We start from the raw sequence: 20,094 nt of genomic DNA, 5'->3' as shown, positions 1-20,094 counted from the left end.
TAGTTGGAGTACTGATATGGCGGCGTTGCAGCCTGTCCGTGGCACGCATGACCTCTTGCCCGAAGATCACCGGCGCCACCGCCATGTCATCGACACCGCGGCTGCGGTGTCGTCGCTCTATGGCTATGAGTTCATGTCGACGCCGATTTTCGAATTCACCCAGGTCTTCAAACGCACGCTGGGCGATACCTCGGATGTTGTCACGAAGGAGATGTATACCTTCACCGACAAGGGCGGGGATGAGATCACCCTGCGTCCGGAAAACACCGCGGGCGTCTGTCGGGCCTATATGTCCAACGGCCTCGCCCAGCATGCGCCGGTCCGGTATTTCTACGGCGGACCGATGTTCCGGTACGAAAGGCCGCAAAAAGGCCGGCTGCGCCAGTTCCATCAGATCGGGATCGAACTGATCGGCGCGCCCCAACCGCTTGCGGATATCGAGGTCATCGCCTGTGGTGCGGCCATCCTGGACCGCTTGGGTATCCTCGGCCGGACGGAGTTGGAACTGAACACGCTGGGCGATACCGCCAGCCGGACCGATTATCGAAATGCCCTGGTCGAGTATTTCAGCGACCATAAAGACCGGCTGTCGGCGGACTCGCTGGACCGTCTGGATCGGAACCCGCTGCGCATTTTGGATTCCAAGGATGAAGGCGACCGGGTCTTGATCGCCGATGCGCCGGTGTTTTCCGATTATCTCAATCAAGAAAGCCAGGATTTCTTCGGCACGGTCCGGCAGGGACTGGACGATATCGGCATCGGTTATCGCCTTAATCCGCGTCTTGTCCGCGGTTTGGACTATTACTGCCACACGGCTTTTGAATTCACGACGACGGAACTGGGCTCACAAAGCGCCGTGATGGCGGGCGGCCGGTATGACGGGTTGATGGAAATGATGGGCGGCGCCCCGACGCCCGGCGTCGGTTGGGCCGCCGGAATCGAGCGGCTTTCGATGCTGGCGGATGAACCGGAAGGGCAGACCCGTCCCGTCGCGCTGGTGCCGATGGGCGAGGCGGCGGAACGCCAGGTGCTGAAACTGGCCGAAACGCTGCGCCGTTCGGGCATTCAGGTTGATATCGCCTTCGGCGGCAATATGAAGCGACGGATGAAACGGGCGGACAAGGTGAATGCGACGCATGCGGTGATTCTGGGCGAGGATGAACTCGCGCGCGGCGTTGTGCAGGTCAAGGATCTTACCACCGGCGATCAGGTTGAATCCCCGATGGACGGTCTCGCGGCACGGCTTGCGCCACAGATGTGACCGGGCGGATACTGCCCGCATGACGGATGCAGAAGGATTCCGGGAAAACCCCCGCTACGCGGTCGTCGGCGCCAGCCACCAGACCGCGGATGCGGCATTTCGGGATCGCCTGTTTGTCGATGATGATGCCCGGACCGGATTGCTCGAAAGTTTGCAGCAGGGCGGCATTTCCCAGGCTGTGATCCTCTCGACCTGTGACCGGGTTGAATTCCACCTCGCCGTGGCCGATCCCGAGCAGGGCGTGCGGGTGGTCGAGGAAGTCGTCGCCGACCGTACCGGTCGACGGCGTGCGGTTGTGGAGGAGCAGGTTTTCCGGCGTTACGACCAGGACGCGGTGCGCCATGTCTTCCGCGTTGCCTGCGCGCTCGAAAGCCAGGTTCTGGGCGAAAGTCAGGTTCTTGGTCAGGTGAAACACGCTTTTGCGCAGTCGCGCGACGTGGAGATGATCGGCACCGATCTGGACACTCTGTATCAGGCGACCTTCTCGCTCGCGAAGCAGGTGCGCACGGAAACCAGAATCGGCGAGGGCGCGGTTACCGTGGCGTCCGCGGCCGTGCAGATCGCCCGTGACCTGCACGGCGATCCGGCCAAGATCCGCCTGCTGGTCATCGGCTTGGGTGACACCGGCGCCTTGCTGCTGGAACAGTTCCGACTTGCCGGCACGCAGGAATGCGTTCTGACAGGGCCGTCGCGGCGGACGGAGCGGGCCGCGGCGCGCGCGCATTGTCATTTCGCGCCGTTTGACGGCTTGCCGGATGCTCTGGCCGAAGCAGACGCGGTGATAACGGCGTCGGGCACCGGCCGGTATCTGATCGACCGCGCACTTGCCGCCGGTGCGTTGCGGCAACGGCGTGGCATGCCCATCATTTTCTTCGATTGCGGCAGTCCTGAGGATATCGACCCTGCCTTGGATGACCTCGACGGCGCTTTCCGCTATACGCTCGCCGATCTGGAGCGCATGGCGCGCGAAGGTAAGTTCGGGCGACACGAGCAGGCACAGGAAGCCGCGAGAATGGTTGACGAAAGGGTGGTTAGCTTTCAGAAATCGCTTGCGGCGCAGGAAGGGGTTCCGGGACTCGTCGCCCTTCGGCAGCATTTCGAAGACGTCCGGCGGCATGTCATCGAACAGCATGCGAACGCGGATGCGGAGGAAGCCACCAGGCTCTTGATCAACCATCTGCTGCATTCGCCCAGCAAGGTGCTGCGCGATGTGGCGGCACAGGGCGGCGTGGCGGATTTGCGGGATACGATAACGGTGAACCGTGTAGTTGCGCGGCTGTTCGATCTGCGCCCCGAAGATATCGGTGGCGGAACGGCGGAAGGCAGGCAATCGAGTGGGAGCCGAAATGACGATGGATCTATTGAATGAGTTGGCGTGATAGATTGCACCGGGTGACGGCCAGGGCGCAGGAATTGTCGGACCGAATGGCGGGCGGCAATCTTGATGCGCAGGAGTTCACTGCGCTTTCCAAGGAATATGCCGATATTTCCCCAATTGTTGAAAAGATTGAGGAGTTTCATTCCGTCGAGCAGGAGCGTGCTGATTTGGAAGAACTGTTGGCGGATAAGTCAACGGATGCCGAAATGCGCGATCTTGCCCGCGAGGAAGTCGCGGACCTGAAGGAGCGCCTGCCGGAAATCGAACACCAGCTGCAATTGATGCTGTTGCCGAAAGACGAGGCGGATGCGCGGAACGTCATCGTCGAAATCCGGGCCGGAACCGGTGGTGACGAGGCTGCGCTTTTCGCCGGCGATCTTTTCCGCATGTATCAGAAATATGCCGCCCTGAACGGCTGGCGGATGGAAGTGATCGACGCCAGCGAAACCGATATCGGCGGCTTCAGCCAGATCGTCGCTTCGATCAGCGGTAACGATGTCTACGCCCGTATGAAATACGAATCCGGTGTGCATCGGGTGCAGCGCGTTCCCGTTACGGAAAGCGGCGGCCGTATCCATACTTCCGCCGCGACGGTTGCCGTTCTGCCGGAAGCGGAGGAGGTCGATATCCATATCGACGAAAAGGATCTGCGCGTCGATACATACCGCTCGCAAGGGGCGGGCGGGCAGCACGTCAATACGACCGACAGTGCGGTTCGCATCACCCATATGCCGTCCGGGATCGTGGTTCAGTGTCAGGATGAAAAATCCCAGCACAAGAACCGCGCCAAGGCGATGAAGGTGTTGATGGCGCGGCTCTACGAACACGAAAGGGAGCGCCAGGAAACCGAACGGGCCGCCGACCGGAAAGGCCAGGTCGGCTCCGGCGATCGGTCCGAACGGATCCGGACCTACAACTTCCCGCAAGGACGCGTGACCGACCACCGGATAAATCTGACGCTCTATAAACTCGACAAGGTGCTCGAGGGCGAGGCGCTGGACGAGGTGCTCGACGCACTCATATTGGAAGAGCAATCGGCGCGGTTGGCAGCCTTGGCGGAAGACGCTGCCTGACCAGGGTGGGCGGATGGGCCGCGGGTGACGAATGACGGACGTGACGACGGTCGCTGATTTTCTGGTCGATGCCACCCGCATTTTGCGAAAGGCGGGTAATGTCGATCCCAGACGGGAAGCGCGGATTCTGCTCGCGCATGCAGAAGGCGTCGCGGCTGAGACGTTGATAGCCTATCCGGAACGGATCGTGGGTGAGGTCGATCGGGCAATCGCGTTTGTCGAACGGCGGGCTTCGGGCGAACCGGTTTCACGCATTCTGGGGCGGCGCGCGTTTTGGAAGGATGACTTCCTGATCGGCCCCGACACGTTGGATCCCAGACCGGATACGGAAACGGTGATCGAGGATGTTCTGGACCGTTTGCCGGAACGGTCGCGTGTTTCTCGTATACTCGACCTTGGGGTCGGCAGCGGCTGCTTGCTCTTGTCTCTGCTGCGGGAATATCCCGGCGCGTCGGGCTTTGGTGTGGATGTCAGCCAAGGGGCGGTCGATGCGACATTGACCAATGCGCGTGCGTTCGGGATGGCGGATCGGGTCGAGGTGTCGGTGGGAAACTGGTTCGATGGCGTGATGGGCACATTCGATCTGATCGTGTCCAATCCGCCCTATATCCCGAGCGGCGATATCCCGGGGTTGGACCGGGAGGTCCGCAACCATGATCCCATGCGGGCCTTGGACGGCGGCGATGACGGTCTGGACTGCTATCGGGTGATCGTGCCGGGCGCAAAGCGGCACCTGGAACCGGGTGGTGTCATGGCCCTGGAGGTTGGGGCAGGGCAGGCGGCTGATGTTTCCTCCTTCTGCGTGAGGGAGGGATTTTCGCGTATTCGGGTACGCCGCGACCTTGGCGGGATTGAGCGTTGCGTTTCGGCGGTTTGGCCCGGATAGGTGCGAATGCAAAAAGTACTTGGAAATCCTGGCCTCGGCGGCTAGGTTGAAGGTGTTCCGGACATTGAGAAGAGCATCGATTGCAGTGGCCTGCAGCCGTGGATGGTGTGCTCCCGATGTTTACCGGGCCTCCGTCATTAGGACGAAGGAAGGGACCGGACCGATCCCCTCGTGAGGGATTGGACCAAACTTTCCGACAGTAAGGCAGGTGCGGAAGGGTTTCCGTCGCCCGAGGGGAGTGCCCACGTGACTCGCGTCACGGTGCGCATGGTGCATCACTATCTTGCGAAGAAGAGCATGAGACCAAACAATCAGTCGCAGGGCCAGAAACGTGGCCGCAACCGCAACAACAACAATCGGCGTGGCGGTGGCGGCAGTCATCGGCAGACCTTCGATTCGAATGGGCCGAGCGTACGGATCCGCGGGACAGCCGCGCAGATCAACGAAAAATACCTGACCATGGCGCGCGACGCTTCTTCGTCCGGCGACCGGGTTCTGGCGGAAAGTTATCTGCAGCATGCCGAACATTATTTTCGGATTCTGAATCAGGATGCCGAAGCGCGTCAGGCCCGCATGGCGAAGATGCAGGCGGAAGCCGAGGCCGATTCGGATGAAGACGATAACGAGCAGGAATCTGCCGTTGAAGTGACCGTCACCGGCAGCGCGAGCAACGAAAACGACGATGACGAATCGTCCAGCGAATCGAACAATCGCGGCAACGGGGCGGCGCAGAAGGCCGAACAGGCTGAAGCCGGCACCGATGAAGAGGAACAGCCGGCAAAGCGGGTGCCGCAACGCCGCCGCCGCACGCCGCGCGCAAAGGTGCCGAATTCACCGGCCGAACTGGCTGCCGCTGCTGAGAGTGCCGCCGACTGAGCGCGTAGCTCCTCGCGAATGAATGTGAAAAGGGGAAGCCGATTGGCTTCCCCTTTTTCTTTGCTCCCGGTGGGGGCTCGAAAAGTCGTCAGCCCGGTTCGGAAACCGTATCGCCGATCGAGATCGTGCCGCCGGCTTTCACCTTTGCGTAGACGCCGCAATTCGTATGGCCGAAGCCTTTCCGAAGCGTCAGCGGTATGTTCAGGTCCCGCTGCCCCGTGGCCGGGTCGACATTCGTCGCGGCGCATCGCCCGATGGGCTCCTGCACATGCAGGACGACGCCGTTTCCGATGTTGATGTCTTTTCCCACCCAGGATGATTCCTGCCAGGCTGGAAGTCCCTCAAGGTACAAATTGCCGCGAAAGCGCAGGGGATCCACGGGTTCGCGGACCACGCGTTCGATATCTTTGACGGTCGCGAGGTTGATGATCGAAATCAGGTTGGCCGGTACGTCGGAGAAACTCTTTTCTTCCGGGGCCTCCACGATGACCGGCTTTCCGCGCGGTCCGTCCGGCATGAATGCGGCCAGGAAGGTCTGAAGAACGGTTCGCCCGGTTTGGTCGGTCAACACGCCGCGGCTGACAGATTTTCCCTTGCGGGTGATGGTGAGATCCGCGGTATCGGCATCGAACTCGATCCCCAATTGCGCGAGCTTTTCGTCACGCGCCAGCATCAGGAATTCGTTCTTTTGGGCCCAATCGGGTTGTGCCTTGTCGACGCGGCTGGATGCGTGGACCAAGGCGAAACGCCGGTCGAACGGAATCACCGCCCCCGCTGCAACCGTCACGGAGGAGGGGTGATCAGCCGCCAATCCCTTGACGGGATAACGGCAAATATCGGCAATCGAGATCGTCATGGCCGCACAGTATACGCAGCGTTCCATTTCGGAAAGTCCGCGATTTGCCGGTTTTCCGGTGCGGCAAATAAAGGCTAAGCTGTCGAAAACGGCAGGTGTCAGGCGGGGGTAGTGATGGCGTCGCGCGAATTGTCCGCGGAACAGGTCGGCGTACCGAAATTCGATCCCAACGGGACGGCGACGGGAACGCTGTTCGAGCTGTCGAGCCACGAGCGCGCGCGCGAGGCCCTGGAAACCGGACTGACCATGGAGGCGCCCGGTTTCAATATTTTCGTCGTCGGCGAAGACCGTAGCGGCAGGATGACCCAGACCTTGGCTTTCCTGACCGATTTCCTGAAAGACAAACCGGTTCCGGATGATTGGGTTTATCTGAACAATTTTCGCCGCAGCCACCGCCCCAAGCCGGTCCGCCTGCCGCCCGGGACCGGCCGTGCCTTCCGCGATTCCATGGCACGCATGATCCCCAATCTGCGCGACGCACTTGCCCAAGCTTTCGGGGGCGAGGAATTCAATACCGCGATGGAGCGGGCGGGCAAGGAAGTCCACGACAAGATCGAAGAAGAGGTGGAAGCTCTGCGCCAGGACGCGCGGGAGCACGGATTGACGATCCTGCAGACGTCGAACGGCCTCATGGTCGCCGCGCTCGATGAAGAAGAAAAACCCATCGGCATCGACAAATTGCCGGAGGACCGGCGGGCGAAAGTGCAGGAGGAAGCGCAGCGGATCGGATCGGCACTGGGCGAGATTCTGCGGCGCGCCGCGGCGATGCAAGGGGAGTTGGCGGAAAACATTCATCAATTGCGTCGGCAGGCGGCGGATCATGCGGTCGGCGCCATGCTGGAACCGTTGCATCAGGATTTCGGCAAGTTCCGCGGTCTGAACCGTTGGCTCATTTCCCTCCGGGAAGACATCCTCGACAATTTGATCCTGTTCGCGCCGCCGCAACCGATCATGCCGGGGCTTCCGGTCGAGCCGCGTGAACCGCCGGAGCGTCGCTATATGGTGAACCTGCTGGTGGACCACGGCGACGATACGGAATGCCTGCCCGTTTTGGAGGCGAACCCGTTCTACGAGAATTTGTTTGGCCGCATCGAATATCGTTCCTCCGGCGGTTATCTGGATACCGATTTCACCTTGATACGGGCAGGCGCGCTGCATAAGGCGAATGGCAGTATCCTGGTGCTCCGGGCTGAGGCGATCGGTATTCACCCGATGAGCTGGTCCTTCCTGAAAGGCGCGCTTCGCGATCGGGAGATCCGCATCGAGGAACAGCATCGACAAGGCGGTATTCAGATCACCGGATCGCCGAATCCGAAACCGATCCCGCTGGATGTGAAGGTTGTGATCGTGGGGGCGCCGCGCTGGTACTATGCGTTCTTCTCGATCGATCCGGAATTCAGGACCCATTTCAAGGTCAAGGCCGATATCGACCCCGATATGGACGCCACGGCACAAAACCTGTCGGCCCTGTCTTCCATCATCAGGAAAACGGCGGAACGCGTCGGCGCGGCCTCGATTGAGGACGACGCGGTCCAGCGGCTTCTGGGCCAGTGCTCCCGTTGGGCGGGCGACCGCACGAAGGTAACTGCGCAGGCGGAAGTTGTGGAGGACGTCTTGACCGAGGCGGCGCATATCGCCGCCTCCGCGGGAGGTGTGATCACGGCCCAGGTGCTGAAGGATGCTGTCGTGCGCCGCCGCCGGCGCAATGCGCGTGTCGAGGACCGGCTGCAGGAACTCGTTCACTGCAAAACCATCATGATCGATACGGATGGCGCGGTTGTGGGCCAGGTCAACGGCCTGACCGTCAGTGATGTTGGCGATCATACCTTCGGCAGCGCTTCCCGAATCACGGCGCGGGCGAGCATCGGGCGGCGCGGCGTGATCAATATCGAACGCGATGTGGAAATGTCCGGCCCCATCCAGCAGAAGGGCGCAATGGTCCTGCAGGGATACCTGACGGGAATCTTTGCACGCACGGCCCCGGTCTCCTTCAATTGTTCCATCACCTTCGAACAGAATTATGGCGGGGTCGAAGGGGACAGCGCGTCGCTGGCAGAACTGATCGCTATCGTCTCCGACCTCGCGAACCTGCCCGTACGCCAGGATTTGGCAATCACGGGCTCGGTGAACCAACGCGGCATGGCGCAGGCCATCGGCGGCGCCCATCACAAGATCGAGGGTTTCTACCGAACCTGTAAGGACAACGGCCTCACCGGGAAGCAGGGCGTCGTCATCCCGAAGGCCAATGAGCGAAACCTTGTATTGCGGTCCGAGATATCCGAAGCCGTCGAAGGCGGCAGTTTCCATGTCTACAGTGTGGATACGATTGAGGACGCCCTTGCCTTGTTCCTGGGGATGCCGGTCGGTGAGCGGGATGCGGAGGGTAACTATCCCGCCGACAGCATCTATGGGCGGGTTCAGGCGACACTTGCCGAGTTCGACCGAATACTGGCACGACGTCGGGACAGAAGCGGTCCCGAGACCGTTGAATGATTGTACTGACCGGAGTGCCGATGTGACTGAACAGTCTACCTTCTACGAATCCGAGTTTGATGAACATATGGCCGTCGCGAATGCGACGCGCGCCTCGGTGCGGGAAGACTTCACGCGTTTGCTGGCACTCAGTGTTGAGGTGGTTCAGGGCGGTGGAAAAATACTTCTGTTCGGTAATGGTGGCAGTGCGGGTGATGCACAACATATCGCAACGGAACTGACTGTTCGTTACGTCAAGGATCGTGCGCCGATCGCGGCCATTGCTTTGACGACCGATACCTCCGCCTTGACGGCGATCGGAAATGACATGGGGTTCGATGCCTTGTTCGCGCGGCAGATCGCCGCCCTTGGGCGCCCGGGCGATCTGGCGATCGGGATATCAACCTCGGGCCGCAGCCCGAACGTTATCGAAGGGTTGAAGGCGGCCGGCGCGATGGGGCTGCATGCCGCCGGTCTCTCCGGCCGGGACGGCGGCGACATGGTGGGATTGGCTGATCCCTTGCTGATCGTTCCTTCGAACACCACAGCTCGAATCCAGGAAATGCATATCACGCTGGGCCAAATGCTCTGCGGCGGGCTGGAAAAGGAACTCGGGCTGGTCTGACAGGTCGTCGGACCGGGATCATAAGAACAAGAAATCACGGAGGAATGTTCGCGACATGTCGGATATGTTCGAGGTTTATGCCATTCGCTACGGCTCGCTCGCCGGACCGATGGAATCGGACATGATGGAAGGCGGCGACCCGCATCAAGGGCCGCTACCCATCAGCTACTACGTCTGGCTTTGTGTCGGCCGTGAGCGAACCTTTCTCGTCGATATCGGGATCAGTCCGCCCGTCGGGGAAAGGCGCAAGCGGACGATCCTGCGGACGCCGATGGAAGGGCTGAGGTTGATGGGCGTTGAGCCAGAGTCTATCCAGGACATCATCGTTACCCATATGCATTACGACCATGTTGGAAATTTCGACGGATTCCCGAATGCGAAATTCCATCTCCAGGATTCGGAAATGGCCTATACGACCGGCCGCCATATGCTGGACGAACGCAAGCGCCACTTCTTCGAGCCGGACGAGGTTTGCGCCATGGTTCGGAATATCTATGGCGACCGTGTCGTCTTCCATGACGGGGACGAGGAACTGGCCCCCGGAATCAGTGTCCATCACCTGGGCGGCCATACCGCCGGGCTGCAATGCGTGCGATTGAATACGCGGCGGGGTTGGGTGGTCCTGGCCTCCGATGCCGCGCATCTCTACGCCCATCTGGATCGCAGGGTGGTCTTCCCGAACTATTTCGATTCCGCCGCGGTGCTTGCCGGATATGACCGTTTGGCCGAACTGGCGGACAGCCGGGATCACATCATACCGGGGCACGACCCCCAGGTCATGGACCTCTATCCGGCGAAATCGCCGGACCTGGAAGGGATCGTCGTCCGACTGGACTGACCCCTTCGCAGGTATTGCCGGTCAGGATTTGGGCTTGTCGACCACGGCGGTGTGGTCGGCATCGGGCCCGATTTTCTCCAAGGCATCGGCCCAATAGGCCAGGCAGGATTCCGCGAAAGGGATGTCCTGGCCGGTGGCTTTTCCGACGGAGACGGCGGTTGCGATATCCTTGGTCATCAACCCGAGAGAAAAGCCGGAAGCGTAGGTCCGCGGGATGACATGCTGCTTCAACTTCTTCTCGGTCGTATTGTTGCGGCCGGTGGAGACGTTGAGGATATCGGCCATATGCGTCGGGTCGAGGCCGAAAGCCTCGCCCATGCGCAGGGCTTCGATCGCGGCGACCGCTCCGGCCGCCGAAACGTAATTGTTCAGTGCCTTCATGGCATGGCCGCAGCCAAGCGCACCGGTTCTGAACAACTGACTCCCCATGGTGGACAGCAGGTCCTCGCATTCATCGATGACGGCGGGATCGCCGCCGATCATGATGGAAAGGGTCGCGTTCTCCGCCCCTTTCACGCCGCCGGAGACCGGCGCGTCGATGAATTTAAGGCCGCGTGCCTGCATCTCCTTGCCGAGTTCCCGGGTGCCGGTCGGGTCGGACGAACTCATATCGATGAATATCGTTCCGGCCGCGGCGGCATCCGCAAGGCCGCCGTCGATCAGAAGGGCGTGTACGGCCTTGCCGTCCGGGACCATGGTGATGACGATGTTACAGTCCCGCGCCAGGGAAATGGCATCGGGCGCCGCCTTGCCCCCGGTCGCGGCAGCAACGTCCTTTTTGACCGCCTCATTCAAATCAAAGACTGAAAGGGGATAGCCCGCCTTGGCGATATTCGCCGCCATGGGCGCGCCCATCTTGCCCAGGCCGATCAGCCCGACATGTTGCTTCGCCATGCTCAGACGCCCATCTCGTCAAACACTTCCTGGGCGATCTTGAAGGCTTCCAGGGCGGCGGGGACGCCGCAATAGGTGCCGATCTGAAGGAAAATTTCCCGCATTTCGTCCTTGGTGACGCCGTTGTTTACAGCGCCACGGCAATGAACCTTGAACTCGTTCGGGCGATTGAGGGCGCTCAACATCGCCAGATTGATGATGCTGCGTGTCTTGCGGTCCAGGCCTTCCCTGTTCCAGCAGTCGTTCCAGCAATAGGTCGTGACATATTCCTGGAATGCCATGGTGAAATCAGTCGCCTTGCTCAGCGAATTGTCCACATAGGCATCGCCCAGAACGGCCTTGCGAGTCTCAAGTCCTTTGTCGAATTTTTCCTTGTCCATAGTATTCCTCCCGTACAGGGTTGCGTGATTGTTTGGTCTTTTTCGGAGGGGCGCGAGGTCAGCGCTCCGACAGTCCTTCATCCTGAATCTTTCGAAGCAGGAAGTCGCGGAAAACGGTGATGCGCTGTGAATGGCGCAGTTCTTCCGGATATACGAAATAGGTCTTGGTTTGCGGTCCGTCTACTTCCGGCAGCACGCGTTCCAGGTTGGGGGCCGTGCGCGCCATGTATTCCGGAACCGATGCAATGCCCAGGCCCGTTCTCGCCGCCCGGAATATGCCGTAGGAGTTGTTGATGCGCAGAACCGGTCGGCGGGGAGTCTGCGGATTGGCGCCGAGGGAAAGCAGCCAGTTCATGCTTGCGACCGGCAGCGGCGTATCCTCACCGAAGACGATCAGGTCGTGATCGTCCAAGTCCTCCGGTGTTTGCGGGCGCCCGCGCCGGTCGAGATATTCCTTCGTGGCCCAGATCGTGGACCGGACATTCATCAGCGGGCGCTGGATCAGATCGGGCTGGCGCGGCTCCTTCATGCGAATGGCCACATCGGCCTTCCGCATGCCCAGGTCGACCTCTTCGTCGGTCAGGTACAGCGTCACGTCCACATCTGGATAGAGCTCGATGAATTCCTTCATATGCATCGTCAGCCAGGTGGACCCGAACCCGATCGTGGTGGTCACCTTCAGCGGGCCTGTCGGCCGGTCCTGGCTTTCCGCCAACTGCGCCTGGGCCATGGACAGCTTGTGGAAGACGTCCCTTACTGTCTGGTACAGCAACTCGCCCTGCTCGGTCAGGATCAATCCGCGGGCATGGCGATGAAAAAGCGGCGCCTTCACGCTTTCTTCCAACGCGCTGATCTGGCGGCTGACGGCAGACTGCGACAGGTTCAACGTGTCACCCGCATGCGTGAAGCTGCCCGCTTCCGCAACGGCGTGAAACACACGAAGCTTGTCCCAGTCCATCGGCATGATGTCCGCTCCAACTCGGATTTTGGCCTTTTGAGTTTTCTCCCCCAGCGGGCACCCCGGTTGGAATACCGTCCTGGTGCGGGAACTTTAGGGGCTTGATTGCATTACCGCCAGTGCAAGTTCCTCATTCCGGCCGGATATCGGCTATGGAAAAAGCGCTTTGACCGCAGCGGCCACACGTGCCGTCTCGTCAAGCGGTGCGGCCGGGGCGTCGATCTCGACCCTCTCATCGAACATGCGTGCCGCACCTTGATCGATCATTTGATGCCTAAACCGTTCGAACTTGCCGGCCGCCCGCTCGGCACCCGGCGCGGTTTCCAGGGGGATGATGAAAACAGGCTTACCGCTGCTCGCCGCCTCGGAGACCATATTGACCGAATCGCCCGTCACGAGGATCGCATCGGCAAGGGCCAGGAACCCGAAATAGGGGTTTTCACCCGACCCATCCCAAAAATAGACGTTTGAACCGGTCATCGCGTTGCGCAGGATGGCTTCGTTCTCCGCCCCGGTCCGGCGCGAGGCGGTAATCAACAGGCTGGCGCCCAGCCGGTCGGCCAAATGCGTGATGTCGGCGGCCATGCGTTCCGCAATGGCGCGCGTCATCGTGAAGGCCTTGTTGCTGCCGCCGATCAGCACCGCGATCAATGGGCGGGGCAGGTGATCGAAGCGGCCGGCGAATTGGTGCCGCGCATCCTCCAGCTTTGTCCTGGAAACACGGTGGATCGCGCCGGTCGTGACGATGACATTCGGTCCTGACAGGTTGTCGTGACCGGGGACGGCCACGAGGTCGAACCGCCCCAGCGGCATATGCGGGTGCTGGATATGAACAGCCTTCGTTTTGCCCCCGCTGGCCCGCTTGACCGCCAATGCCGGGCCGATGGCTTTTCGCCCGCAGGAAATCACCAGATCGGGCCAGGGCGGGGTCAGTGCCGCGCTCTCTGCGGCGTTAAGCCCGAAGATACCGGCCGGCCACAAGGCGGGCGGCAGGCTGCGCCACGGCTGCCGCAAGACGATCTGTTTATGTTCGAAGGGAAAGCCTACGGCTTCGGCAAGACCGATCGCCTGGGCGATCGTGCCGGCCCGGTCGTCTGTGATGACCCAGCAGGTCCTGTTGCCGGTTTGGGCATCGGGCTCCATGCGCGTGGTCTGCTTGGTCTTGTCGTCGGCTGGCATATGCCTGTTTCCGCACCAGTTGGGAAAGGGGTGAAATGGCTGATAGCCGGTCTAACAAACTTGCAGGCACAGTGCCATTCCGAAGGCCCTCCGGCGGGGCGAGGTTCAACCGGCTGGAGAGTGATTTCCTGGCGGAAAATTTGATAATAATCTTGCGAAATTACCCCCTTCTGTAATACGACGTTGCCAGCCAGAACGGGTCGCGGACACTTGCGGAAACCCGTCGGTCGGCCCAAGTAGTGGCCCGAACATTTACTTTTTATCGCCAAGGGGACCATTCGTGCGCCGCGAAAAGCTGGACCAAATCGACCGCAGAATCCTGGATGACCTGCAATCCGACGGCCGGATGACAAATGTGGAACTGGCAAGCCGGGCCGGGATTTCGGCCCCCCCCTGCCTGCGGCGCGTCCGTGCTTTGGAGGAATCCGGATATATCCGTGGCTATCACGCGGATATCGACCCGGCATTGATGGGATACGGCGTGACGGTATTCGCCTTTGTCGGTCTGACCAGCCAGGCAGAATCCGATTTGGTGAAATTCGAGGATTGCGTGGCGGGATGGCCGCTCGTCCGCGAGTGTTTCATGCTTCAGGGGGAAACGGATTTTCTGCTGAAGGTCGTCGCCGAGGACCTGGCCAGCTACAACAAGTTCCTGACCAATGAGCTGACAGCCGCCCCGAATGTGGCGCATGTCCGCTCGGCGATCACGATCCGCCATTCCAAACAGGCATTCGGCGTGCCGATCGATACCAGTCCCGACCCGCAGGAATAAGGGCTGGATCCGGGCGCTGGATCTACCTCAATCCCCGACAACCTTGTGATGACCTGTCGTGCGGCCGACTTCGTCGGCCACCTCGTCATGTCCCTGCCTGTTGGATCGGATCACCAGCAACATCAGTCCCACATTCAGAACCAGGACTCCGATCGCGCCCAGAATGAACGCAAGCCATCCGTGCAGGGAGAACTCGACGCCGGTGGCGGCATTCACCCAGGCAACCCAACTGTCCAAGAAGTCCAGGGACATGATCCGTATCCTGTCAAAAAGGCAAAGAGGCGCTTCTTAATAGGCGCCTCTTTCCATATCCGTCACGAAAAGACGTGCTTGATCGCGTCTATTTGAACTCGACGCTGACGATCTCGTAGTCCTTGGTGCCGCCCGGCGAATGGACTTCGATCACGTCGCCGACCGACTTGCCGATCAGCGCGCGGGCCATGGGCGAGGTAACCGCCAGCTTTCCGCCGGCGATGTCTGATTCGGATTCTCCGACGATCTGATACTTTTTCTCTTCGTCGGTATCGCAATCGGCGATGACGACGGTGGCGCCGAACATGACCTGATCGCCCGACAGTTTCGTCGGGTCGATGATTTCGGCACGGCTGGTCTTGTCTTCCAACTCGGCGATGCGGCCTTCGACGAAGCTCTGCCGTTCCCGGGCGGCATGGTATTCCGCGTTCTCGGAAAGGTCGCCATGTTCGCGCGCTTCGGCGATCGCCTGAATGATCGCGGGACGTTCGGTCCCCTTCAGCATCTTCAATTCGGTTTGCAAGGCTTCATAGCCTTCCAAAGTCATAGGTACTTTTTCCATCGTCCCACCTATAGCGGTGCACGGCTCTCGTTGCCCAATCGGCCGTGCGCCCCTCCATAAAATAGACAGAGCCGGTCAAGCCGGCCCGGAAGAATCTTCCAAAATGTCAGGAAGCATCCTTAAAATATGACTGAAGCGACGCAACTTCAAGCCCACCCTTGGCGACGGCCTTCATGGCAAACGCGGCAGCGCGGATACCCGCGACCGTCGTGTAATAGGGGACCGACCGCGTCAAAGCCGCCCGGCGCAGCGAGAACGAGTCCTCGATCGCCTTCTTGCCCGCGGTGGTGTTCAGGACGAGCTTGATATCGCCGTCGATGATCGCGTCGACGATATGCGGCTGGCCTTCCAGGACCTTGTTGATTTCCGCGACCTCAAGCCCCTGTTCGCGCAGGTACCCCGCGGTTCCCCGCGTCGCGACCAGGGCGAAGCCCAGCTCCAACAGCGCCTTCGCCGGTTCCAGCATGGCCTGCTTGTCGGAATCCTTTACCGAGATGAAGATCTTGCCTTCGGTCGGCAGGTCGGCGCCGCATCCGAACTGTGCCTTGGCGAAAGCGCGATAGAAATCGGAATCGAGGCCCATGACCTCGCCCGTCGACTTCATTTCCGGGCCCAACATCACATCCACGCCCGGGAAACGGCTGAACGGGAAGACCGCTTCCTTCACGGCGACATGGTTGAACACGGGACGTGCACCCAGGCTGAAGGCGGAAAGCTTTTCGCCTGCCATGACCCGGGACGCGATCTTCGCGATCGGGACGCCCGTCGCCTTGGCGACGAAGGGCACCGTGCGGCTTGCGCGCGGATTGACCTCCAGGATGAAGACCTGCCCGTCCTGAACGGCGAACTGGACGTTCATCAGACCGACGACGTTCAGCCCACGCGCCAGTTCGCGGGTCTGGCGTTCCATTTCCGCAACAATCTCGGGTTTGAGGGAGTAAGGCGGAAGAGAACAGGCGCTGTCGCCCGAATGAATGCCCGCTTCCTCGATATGCTCCATGACGCCGGCGACATAGACGTCCTCGCCGTCGCAAAGGGCGTCGACATCGACCTCGATGGCATCGCGCAGATAGAAATCGACCAGGACCGGGTTCTTGCCCGATACGTTGACGGCCGTGTTGATGTAGCGCCGCAGGTCCTGCTCATCGTGTACGATTTCCATTGCCCGGCCGCCAAGCACATAGGACGGACGCAGCACGACCGGATAGCCGATTTCCGATGCGATCTTCACCGCCTGTTCCTCGGATTTCGCGGTGCCGTTCGGCGGCTGCTTCAACTGAATTTTCTTCAGCAGGGCCTGAAACCGCTCACGGTCTTCGGCCAGGTCGATGGCATCCGGCGATGTGCCGAGGATCGGGATGTTTGCCTGCTCCAGCGCGGCGGCCAGTTTCAGAGGTGTTTGACCGCCGAACTGAACGATGACGCCGAGGACGGATCCCTTCTCCATTTCCGCATGGACGATTTCAACCACGTCCTCGCCGGTCAGCGGTTCGAAATAAAGCCGGTCCGACGTATCGTAATCGGTCGACACGGTCTCCGGATTGCAGTTGACCATGATGGTCTCGAAACCCGCTTCCGACAGCGCGTAGGCCGCGTGGACACAGCAATAATCGAATTCAATCCCCTGGCCGATTCGGTTCGGTCCGCCGCCCAGGATCAAAATCTTCTTCTGATCGGTGGGTTCGACTTCCGTTTCGGCCGGTTCCAGGCCGTTGCCCTCGTAGCAGGAATACAGATAGGGCGTGGGCGACGGGAATTCGCCGGCGCAGGTATCGATCCGTTTGAAGACCGGGCGGACGTCAAGCGCCCGGCGTGCCGCGGCGACATCCTCCTCGGTTCCCCCGACGAGTTCCGCGAGACGGGCGTCCGAGAAACCGAGCTTCTTCAATTGCAGGAAGCTCTGGCTCGTGGTCGGCAGGCCGTTCTTCCGGACCTCCTCCTCGGCATCGACGATTTCCTTCAACCGGTCGATGAACCAGGGGTCGATCTTACAGGCGTTGTGAATGTCCTTTTCCGACACCCCGTGACGCAGGGCCTGCGCGACCACCAGCAGGCGGTTCGGCGTCGGCTTGGACAAGGCATAACGGATCGAATCCGGATCTTCCGCGTTTTCAATGGCGACTTCGTTCAGACCGGTCAGGCCGGTCTCCATGGACCGCAGGGCTTTCTGCAGGCTTTCATTGAAGGTTCGACCGATCGACATCGCCTCGCCGACCGATTTCATCGAGGTGCTCAGCAACGCCTCGGCGCCCGGGAACTTCTCGAAGGTAAAACGCGGCATCTTTGTGACGACATAGTCGATCGACGGCTCGAAGCTGGCCGGCGTGACCTTCGTGATGTCGTTGTCCAATTCGTCGAGGCGATAACCCACGGCGAGTTTCGCGGCCACTTTCGCGATCGGGAAACCGGTCGCCTTCGACGCCAGGGCGGAGGACCGGGAAACGCGGGGGTTCATCTCGATGACCACCAAACGGCCGTTCTCCGGATTGACGGCGAATTGAACGTTCGAACCACCCGTATCGACACCGATCTCCCGCAGGCAGGCGATCGATGCGTTCCGCATGATTTGGTATTCCTTGTCGGTCAGCGTCAGGGCCGGCGCGACGGTGATCGAATCCCCGGTATGAATGCCCATCGGGTCGATATTTTCGATCGAGCAGATGATGATGCAGTTATCCGCGCCGTCACGGACGACCTCCATCTCGTATTCCTTCCAGCCCAGGACCGATTCCTCCACCAGCACCGTGCCGACCGGTGAGGCACGCAGGCCGGTATGGATCAGGTTGGTGAATTCTTCCCGGTTGTAGGCGATGCCGCCGCCGGTGCCGCCCAGGGTGAAGGACGGCCGGATGATGGCGGGCAGACCGACGGTGTCGAGCGCGGCCAACGCCTCGTCCACATTGGCGACCATCTGCGAGCGCGGGCTCTCCAGACCGATTTTGTCCATGGCCTCGCGGAAGCGCTGCCGGTCTTCCGCCTTGTCGATGACGTCCGCCTTCGCGCCGATCATCTCCACGCCAAGCCGGTCCAGGGCGCCGGACTTGTCCAGCGCCAGTGCGGTGTTCAGCGCGGTCTGTCCGCCCATGGTCGGCAGGACGACCAGCTTCTCGTCCGGATACGCGACGCGTTCCTTCTCCAGGATGCGCTCGACCGTGGCCGGCGTAATCGGTTCGACATAGGTCGCGTCCGCCGTGTCCGGATCGGTCATGATCGTCGCCGGATTCGAATTGACCAACACGACGCGGTAGCCGCATTCACGCAACGCCTTGCAGGCCTGGGTACCTGAATAATCGAACTCGCAAGCCTGGCCGATGACGATGGGTCCGGCCCCGATGATCAAGACGGCGTCAATGTCTTCCCGCTTAGGCATGATGAAATCCCGAGAACTGTGAGAATTTGGCGAACCGAATGGACCGGTCCCGCAGTCGGCGCTTCCTTTATCGTATGGGCCCGGATATGACCAGTCGGCATTGCAATTCAATGCGCCGCCGAGTACGGACCTGTCGGGCCGGACCTGCCGGCCAGACCGCTCCTGTCGCGCCGGCCCGCAGTCGATCCGGGCCCTGGCCGATGAGGGTGATCCAGATTGACGACCCTCCTGTCGAGGCCCGAGTGATCGAAAACGCTAGAATTTACGGCAATGTGTTCACCGTCGTTGTGTTTGCCGGCAGTTTCGCGGCGGCGGTTCTGTCGCCGCAAGCCATTGCGCCCCTTGTCATGCTCTACGCGGTCGGGATCGCCGTTCTGAACTGGCGGAATTTTCGCCTCGCGCGGAAGGGCCTTCTGCCGATCGGTCTCGCCGCCGCCCTGCTGGCCTGGGCGTTCGCCAGCGTCTTGTGGTCGTTGGACCCGGGATTGAGCCTGGAGCGGACGTTCAGGTTGTTCCTGATGATTGCCCTGGCCGCGGTGGTGGCGATTGTCCTGCCGGGCATCAGGGTGGGCAAGAGAGGGGTCCTGATCATTGCAGGCGCGATCTTTTGCGCTTCCGGTCTGATCGTCATGGACGCGGCCATCGGATTCTCGATCGGGCCGCATTTGAAGGAAGGTGGCGATCCCTATGATCGGACGGGGCCCCTTCTCGTTCTCCTGCTGCTGCCGACGATCACGCTGATCGATGGGCGTTTCGGGCGGAAAGTATCGGTTGCGCTTGTTGCCCTGTCGGTCGCCGCCGTGCTGCTGCTTTCCAACAAGGCGTCGGTATTGGCCTTGGTGCTTGGGCTCGGTGCGTGGATTGTCTACATGGCGTTGCGCCGGTTCGGGCCGCACCTCGTGGTGGCCGCTATCCTGGTGTTTACCGTGGCGCAGCCGCTGGGGCTGGCGGTGATCCACAATGATCTGCGGGAATGGTCGCTTAGCACGACGGTTGATGCAGGTATCAGGCACCGGGCCTTCATCTGGGCGTTCAGCGCCGAAAAGGCGGTGGAAAAGCCCGTGATGGGGTGGGGTATTGGAACCAGTCGGTCGATTCCCGGCGGGGATACGAGCGCGGTGTTCCTCCGTCCGGACGGGACGGTGGAGGGAGAAGGGGAATCCCTGCCGCTGCATCCACACAATGCATTTCTGCAGGTGTTCCTGGAAATGGGGCTGATCGGGATGGTGCTGGTCGCCGCGACCTTGTCGGTCGCCGCCTATCGGTTCGCCAGATTGCTACAACCGGCCGGTTTGCTGGGGCCCGGGATCGCCTTCATCGTTTCGGCCCTGACCATCTCGTCGATAAGCTTCGGCGCGTGGCAGGGATGGTGGGTTTCGGCGCAATTGCTGGTCGTCGCCCTGTTGAGCGGACTTGCCCGGACGCGTGTCTCGGGCCGCGACGACCAGGAAGACTAGGATCG

General features: G+C 61.0%; 18 protein-coding genes. 10 read left to right on the top strand and 8 right to left on the bottom strand.

Annotated elements, in window-relative coordinates:
* The first annotated feature begins 16 nt into the window (after positions 1–16).
* The 5 genes from hisS (at position 17) to ACQK2G_RS19455 (ending at position 5,474) form a co-directional block, all read left to right on the top strand.
* Entirely contained in the window at positions 17–1,261 is a 1,245-nt protein-coding gene (hisS, locus tag ACQK2G_RS19475; protein WP_425406701.1) for a histidine--tRNA ligase, read from the top strand.
* Positions 1,262–1,280: 19 nt separating this feature from the next.
* Complete coding sequence (hemA, locus tag ACQK2G_RS19470) at positions 1,281–2,630, top strand: glutamyl-tRNA reductase (RefSeq protein ID WP_425406700.1); 1,350 nt, start codon at positions 1,281–1,283, stop codon at positions 2,628–2,630.
* On the top strand, positions 2,627–3,712 hold the full coding sequence (gene prfA / locus ACQK2G_RS19465) for a peptide chain release factor 1 (protein ID WP_425406699.1): 1,086 nt from the start codon (positions 2,627–2,629) through the stop codon (positions 3,710–3,712). The genes hemA and prfA overlap by 4 nt, the downstream gene beginning before the upstream one ends.
* 31 nt (positions 3,713–3,743) lie before the next feature.
* Positions 3,744–4,598, top strand: a complete 855-nt coding sequence (gene prmC / locus ACQK2G_RS19460; protein ID WP_425406698.1) for a peptide chain release factor N(5)-glutamine methyltransferase — start codon at positions 3,744–3,746, stop codon at positions 4,596–4,598.
* A 246-nt stretch (positions 4,599–4,844) separates the two neighbouring features.
* A complete protein-coding gene (locus tag ACQK2G_RS19455; RefSeq protein WP_425406697.1) occupies positions 4,845–5,474 on the top strand; it encodes a DUF4167 domain-containing protein in 630 nt (209 codons plus the stop codon).
* 88 nt (positions 5,475–5,562) lie between these two features.
* Here ACQK2G_RS19455 and ACQK2G_RS19450 read toward each other — a convergent pair whose 3' ends face one another.
* Positions 5,563–6,357, bottom strand: a complete 795-nt coding sequence (locus tag ACQK2G_RS19450) for an MOSC domain-containing protein (protein WP_425406696.1) — start codon at positions 6,355–6,357, stop codon at positions 5,563–5,565.
* Positions 6,358–6,444: 87 nt separating this feature from the next.
* Here ACQK2G_RS19450 and ACQK2G_RS19445 point away from each other — a divergent pair, with 87 nt between their 5' ends.
* From ACQK2G_RS19445 to ACQK2G_RS19435, 3 genes are read left to right on the top strand one after another with little or no spacing between them, the layout of a single operon-like run.
* Entirely contained in the window at positions 6,445–8,823 is a 2,379-nt protein-coding gene (locus ACQK2G_RS19445; RefSeq protein ID WP_425406695.1) for a Lon protease family protein, read from the top strand.
* Positions 8,824–8,845: 22 nt separating this feature from the next.
* Entirely contained in the window at positions 8,846–9,427 is a 582-nt protein-coding gene (locus ACQK2G_RS19440; RefSeq protein ID WP_425406694.1) for a D-sedoheptulose 7-phosphate isomerase, read from the top strand.
* A 55-nt stretch (positions 9,428–9,482) separates the two neighbouring features.
* Positions 9,483–10,265 carry an N-acyl homoserine lactonase family protein gene (locus tag ACQK2G_RS19435; RefSeq protein ID WP_425406693.1) on the top strand — a complete coding sequence of 261 codons (783 nt, stop codon included), beginning with the start codon at positions 9,483–9,485 and terminating at the stop codon, positions 10,263–10,265.
* Between the two features lie 21 nt (positions 10,266–10,286).
* Here the strand turns inward: ACQK2G_RS19435 and ACQK2G_RS19430 are convergent, their stop codons facing one another.
* The 4 genes from ACQK2G_RS19430 to ACQK2G_RS19415 all read right to left on the bottom strand — a co-directional run bounded on the left by ACQK2G_RS19430 (position 10,287) and on the right by ACQK2G_RS19415 (position 13,676).
* Complete coding sequence (locus tag ACQK2G_RS19430) at positions 10,287–11,159, bottom strand: NAD(P)-dependent oxidoreductase (RefSeq protein ID WP_425406692.1); 873 nt, start codon at positions 11,157–11,159, stop codon at positions 10,287–10,289.
* A gap of 2 nt (positions 11,160–11,161) precedes the next feature.
* The gene (locus ACQK2G_RS19425; protein WP_425406691.1) at positions 11,162–11,539 is read right to left on the bottom strand and encodes a carboxymuconolactone decarboxylase family protein; all 378 of its coding nucleotides are present in this window, start codon (positions 11,537–11,539) and stop codon (positions 11,162–11,164) included.
* 58 nt (positions 11,540–11,597) lie between these two features.
* A complete protein-coding gene (locus ACQK2G_RS19420; RefSeq protein ID WP_425407672.1) occupies positions 11,598–12,497 on the bottom strand; it encodes a LysR family transcriptional regulator in 900 nt (299 codons plus the stop codon).
* A 150-nt stretch (positions 12,498–12,647) separates the two neighbouring features.
* Positions 12,648–13,676 (bottom strand): mitochondrial fission ELM1 family protein, encoded by a 1,029-nt coding sequence (locus ACQK2G_RS19415; protein WP_425406690.1) that lies wholly within the window; start codon positions 13,674–13,676, stop codon positions 12,648–12,650.
* A gap of 280 nt (positions 13,677–13,956) precedes the next feature.
* Between ACQK2G_RS19415 and ACQK2G_RS19410 the strand changes: the two genes are divergently transcribed.
* Positions 13,957–14,448 carry an Lrp/AsnC family transcriptional regulator gene (locus ACQK2G_RS19410; protein ID WP_425406689.1) on the top strand — a complete coding sequence of 164 codons (492 nt, stop codon included), beginning with the start codon at positions 13,957–13,959 and terminating at the stop codon, positions 14,446–14,448.
* A gap of 27 nt (positions 14,449–14,475) precedes the next feature.
* Here ACQK2G_RS19410 and ACQK2G_RS19405 read toward each other — a convergent pair whose 3' ends face one another.
* The 3 genes from ACQK2G_RS19405 to carB all read right to left on the bottom strand — a co-directional run bounded on the left by ACQK2G_RS19405 (position 14,476) and on the right by carB (position 18,632).
* Positions 14,476–14,700: a hypothetical protein gene (locus tag ACQK2G_RS19405; RefSeq protein WP_425406688.1), complete on the bottom strand. Its 225-nt coding sequence runs from the start codon at positions 14,698–14,700 to the stop codon at positions 14,476–14,478.
* An 88-nt stretch (positions 14,701–14,788) separates the two neighbouring features.
* Complete coding sequence (gene greA / locus ACQK2G_RS19400) at positions 14,789–15,262, bottom strand: transcription elongation factor GreA (protein ID WP_425406687.1); 474 nt, start codon at positions 15,260–15,262, stop codon at positions 14,789–14,791.
* 106 nt (positions 15,263–15,368) lie between these two features.
* Positions 15,369–18,632: a carbamoyl-phosphate synthase large subunit gene (gene carB, locus ACQK2G_RS19395; protein WP_425406686.1), complete on the bottom strand. Its 3,264-nt coding sequence runs from the start codon at positions 18,630–18,632 to the stop codon at positions 15,369–15,371.
* Between the two features lie 242 nt (positions 18,633–18,874).
* Between carB and ACQK2G_RS19390 the strand changes: the two genes are divergently transcribed.
* Positions 18,875–20,089, top strand: a complete 1,215-nt coding sequence (locus ACQK2G_RS19390; protein ID WP_425406685.1) for an O-antigen ligase family protein — start codon at positions 18,875–18,877, stop codon at positions 20,087–20,089.
* Positions 20,090–20,094 lie beyond the last annotated feature (5 nt).

Origin of the sequence: Hwanghaeella sp. (genome assembly GCF_965227365.1) — a bacterium.
Lineage (GTDB): Bacteria > Pseudomonadota > Alphaproteobacteria > UBA8366 > Aestuariispiraceae > Hwanghaeella.
The sequence above is the reverse complement of the archived record's forward strand: the minus strand, read 5'-3'. Positions and strand labels throughout refer to the sequence as shown.

Bases quoted from the DNA above. Each gene is read 5' to 3' on its own strand.
- ACQK2G_RS19430 (WP_425406692.1), bottom strand. From the start codon at position 11,159: ATGGCGAAGCAACATGTCGGGCTGATCGGCCTGGGCAAGATGGGCGCG.
- prmC (WP_425406698.1), top strand. From the start codon at position 3,744: ATGACGGACGTGACGACGGTCGCTGATTTTCTGGTCGATGCCACCCGC.
- ACQK2G_RS19445 (WP_425406695.1), top strand. From the start codon at position 6,445: ATGGCGTCGCGCGAATTGTCCGCGGAACAGGTCGGCGTACCGAAATTC.
- ACQK2G_RS19450 (WP_425406696.1), bottom strand. From the start codon at position 6,357: ATGGAACGCTGCGTATACTGTGCGGCCATGACGATCTCGATTGCCGAT.
- ACQK2G_RS19405 (WP_425406688.1), bottom strand. From the start codon at position 14,700: ATGTCCCTGGACTTCTTGGACAGTTGGGTTGCCTGGGTGAATGCCGCC.
- carB (WP_425406686.1), bottom strand. From the start codon at position 18,632: ATGCCTAAGCGGGAAGACATTGACGCCGTCTTGATCATCGGGGCCGGA.
- prfA (WP_425406699.1), top strand. From the start codon at position 2,627: ATGAGTTGGCGTGATAGATTGCACCGGGTGACGGCCAGGGCGCAGGAA.
- ACQK2G_RS19425 (WP_425406691.1), bottom strand. From the start codon at position 11,539: ATGGACAAGGAAAAATTCGACAAAGGACTTGAGACTCGCAAGGCCGTT.
- ACQK2G_RS19420 (WP_425407672.1), bottom strand. From the start codon at position 12,497: ATGGACTGGGACAAGCTTCGTGTGTTTCACGCCGTTGCGGAAGCGGGC.
- ACQK2G_RS19435 (WP_425406693.1), top strand. From the start codon at position 9,483: ATGTCGGATATGTTCGAGGTTTATGCCATTCGCTACGGCTCGCTCGCC.
- hisS (WP_425406701.1), top strand. From the start codon at position 17: ATGGCGGCGTTGCAGCCTGTCCGTGGCACGCATGACCTCTTGCCCGAA.
- greA (WP_425406687.1), bottom strand. From the start codon at position 15,262: ATGGAAAAAGTACCTATGACTTTGGAAGGCTATGAAGCCTTGCAAACC.
- ACQK2G_RS19415 (WP_425406690.1), bottom strand. From the start codon at position 13,676: ATGCCAGCCGACGACAAGACCAAGCAGACCACGCGCATGGAGCCCGAT.
- hemA (WP_425406700.1), top strand. From the start codon at position 1,281: ATGACGGATGCAGAAGGATTCCGGGAAAACCCCCGCTACGCGGTCGTC.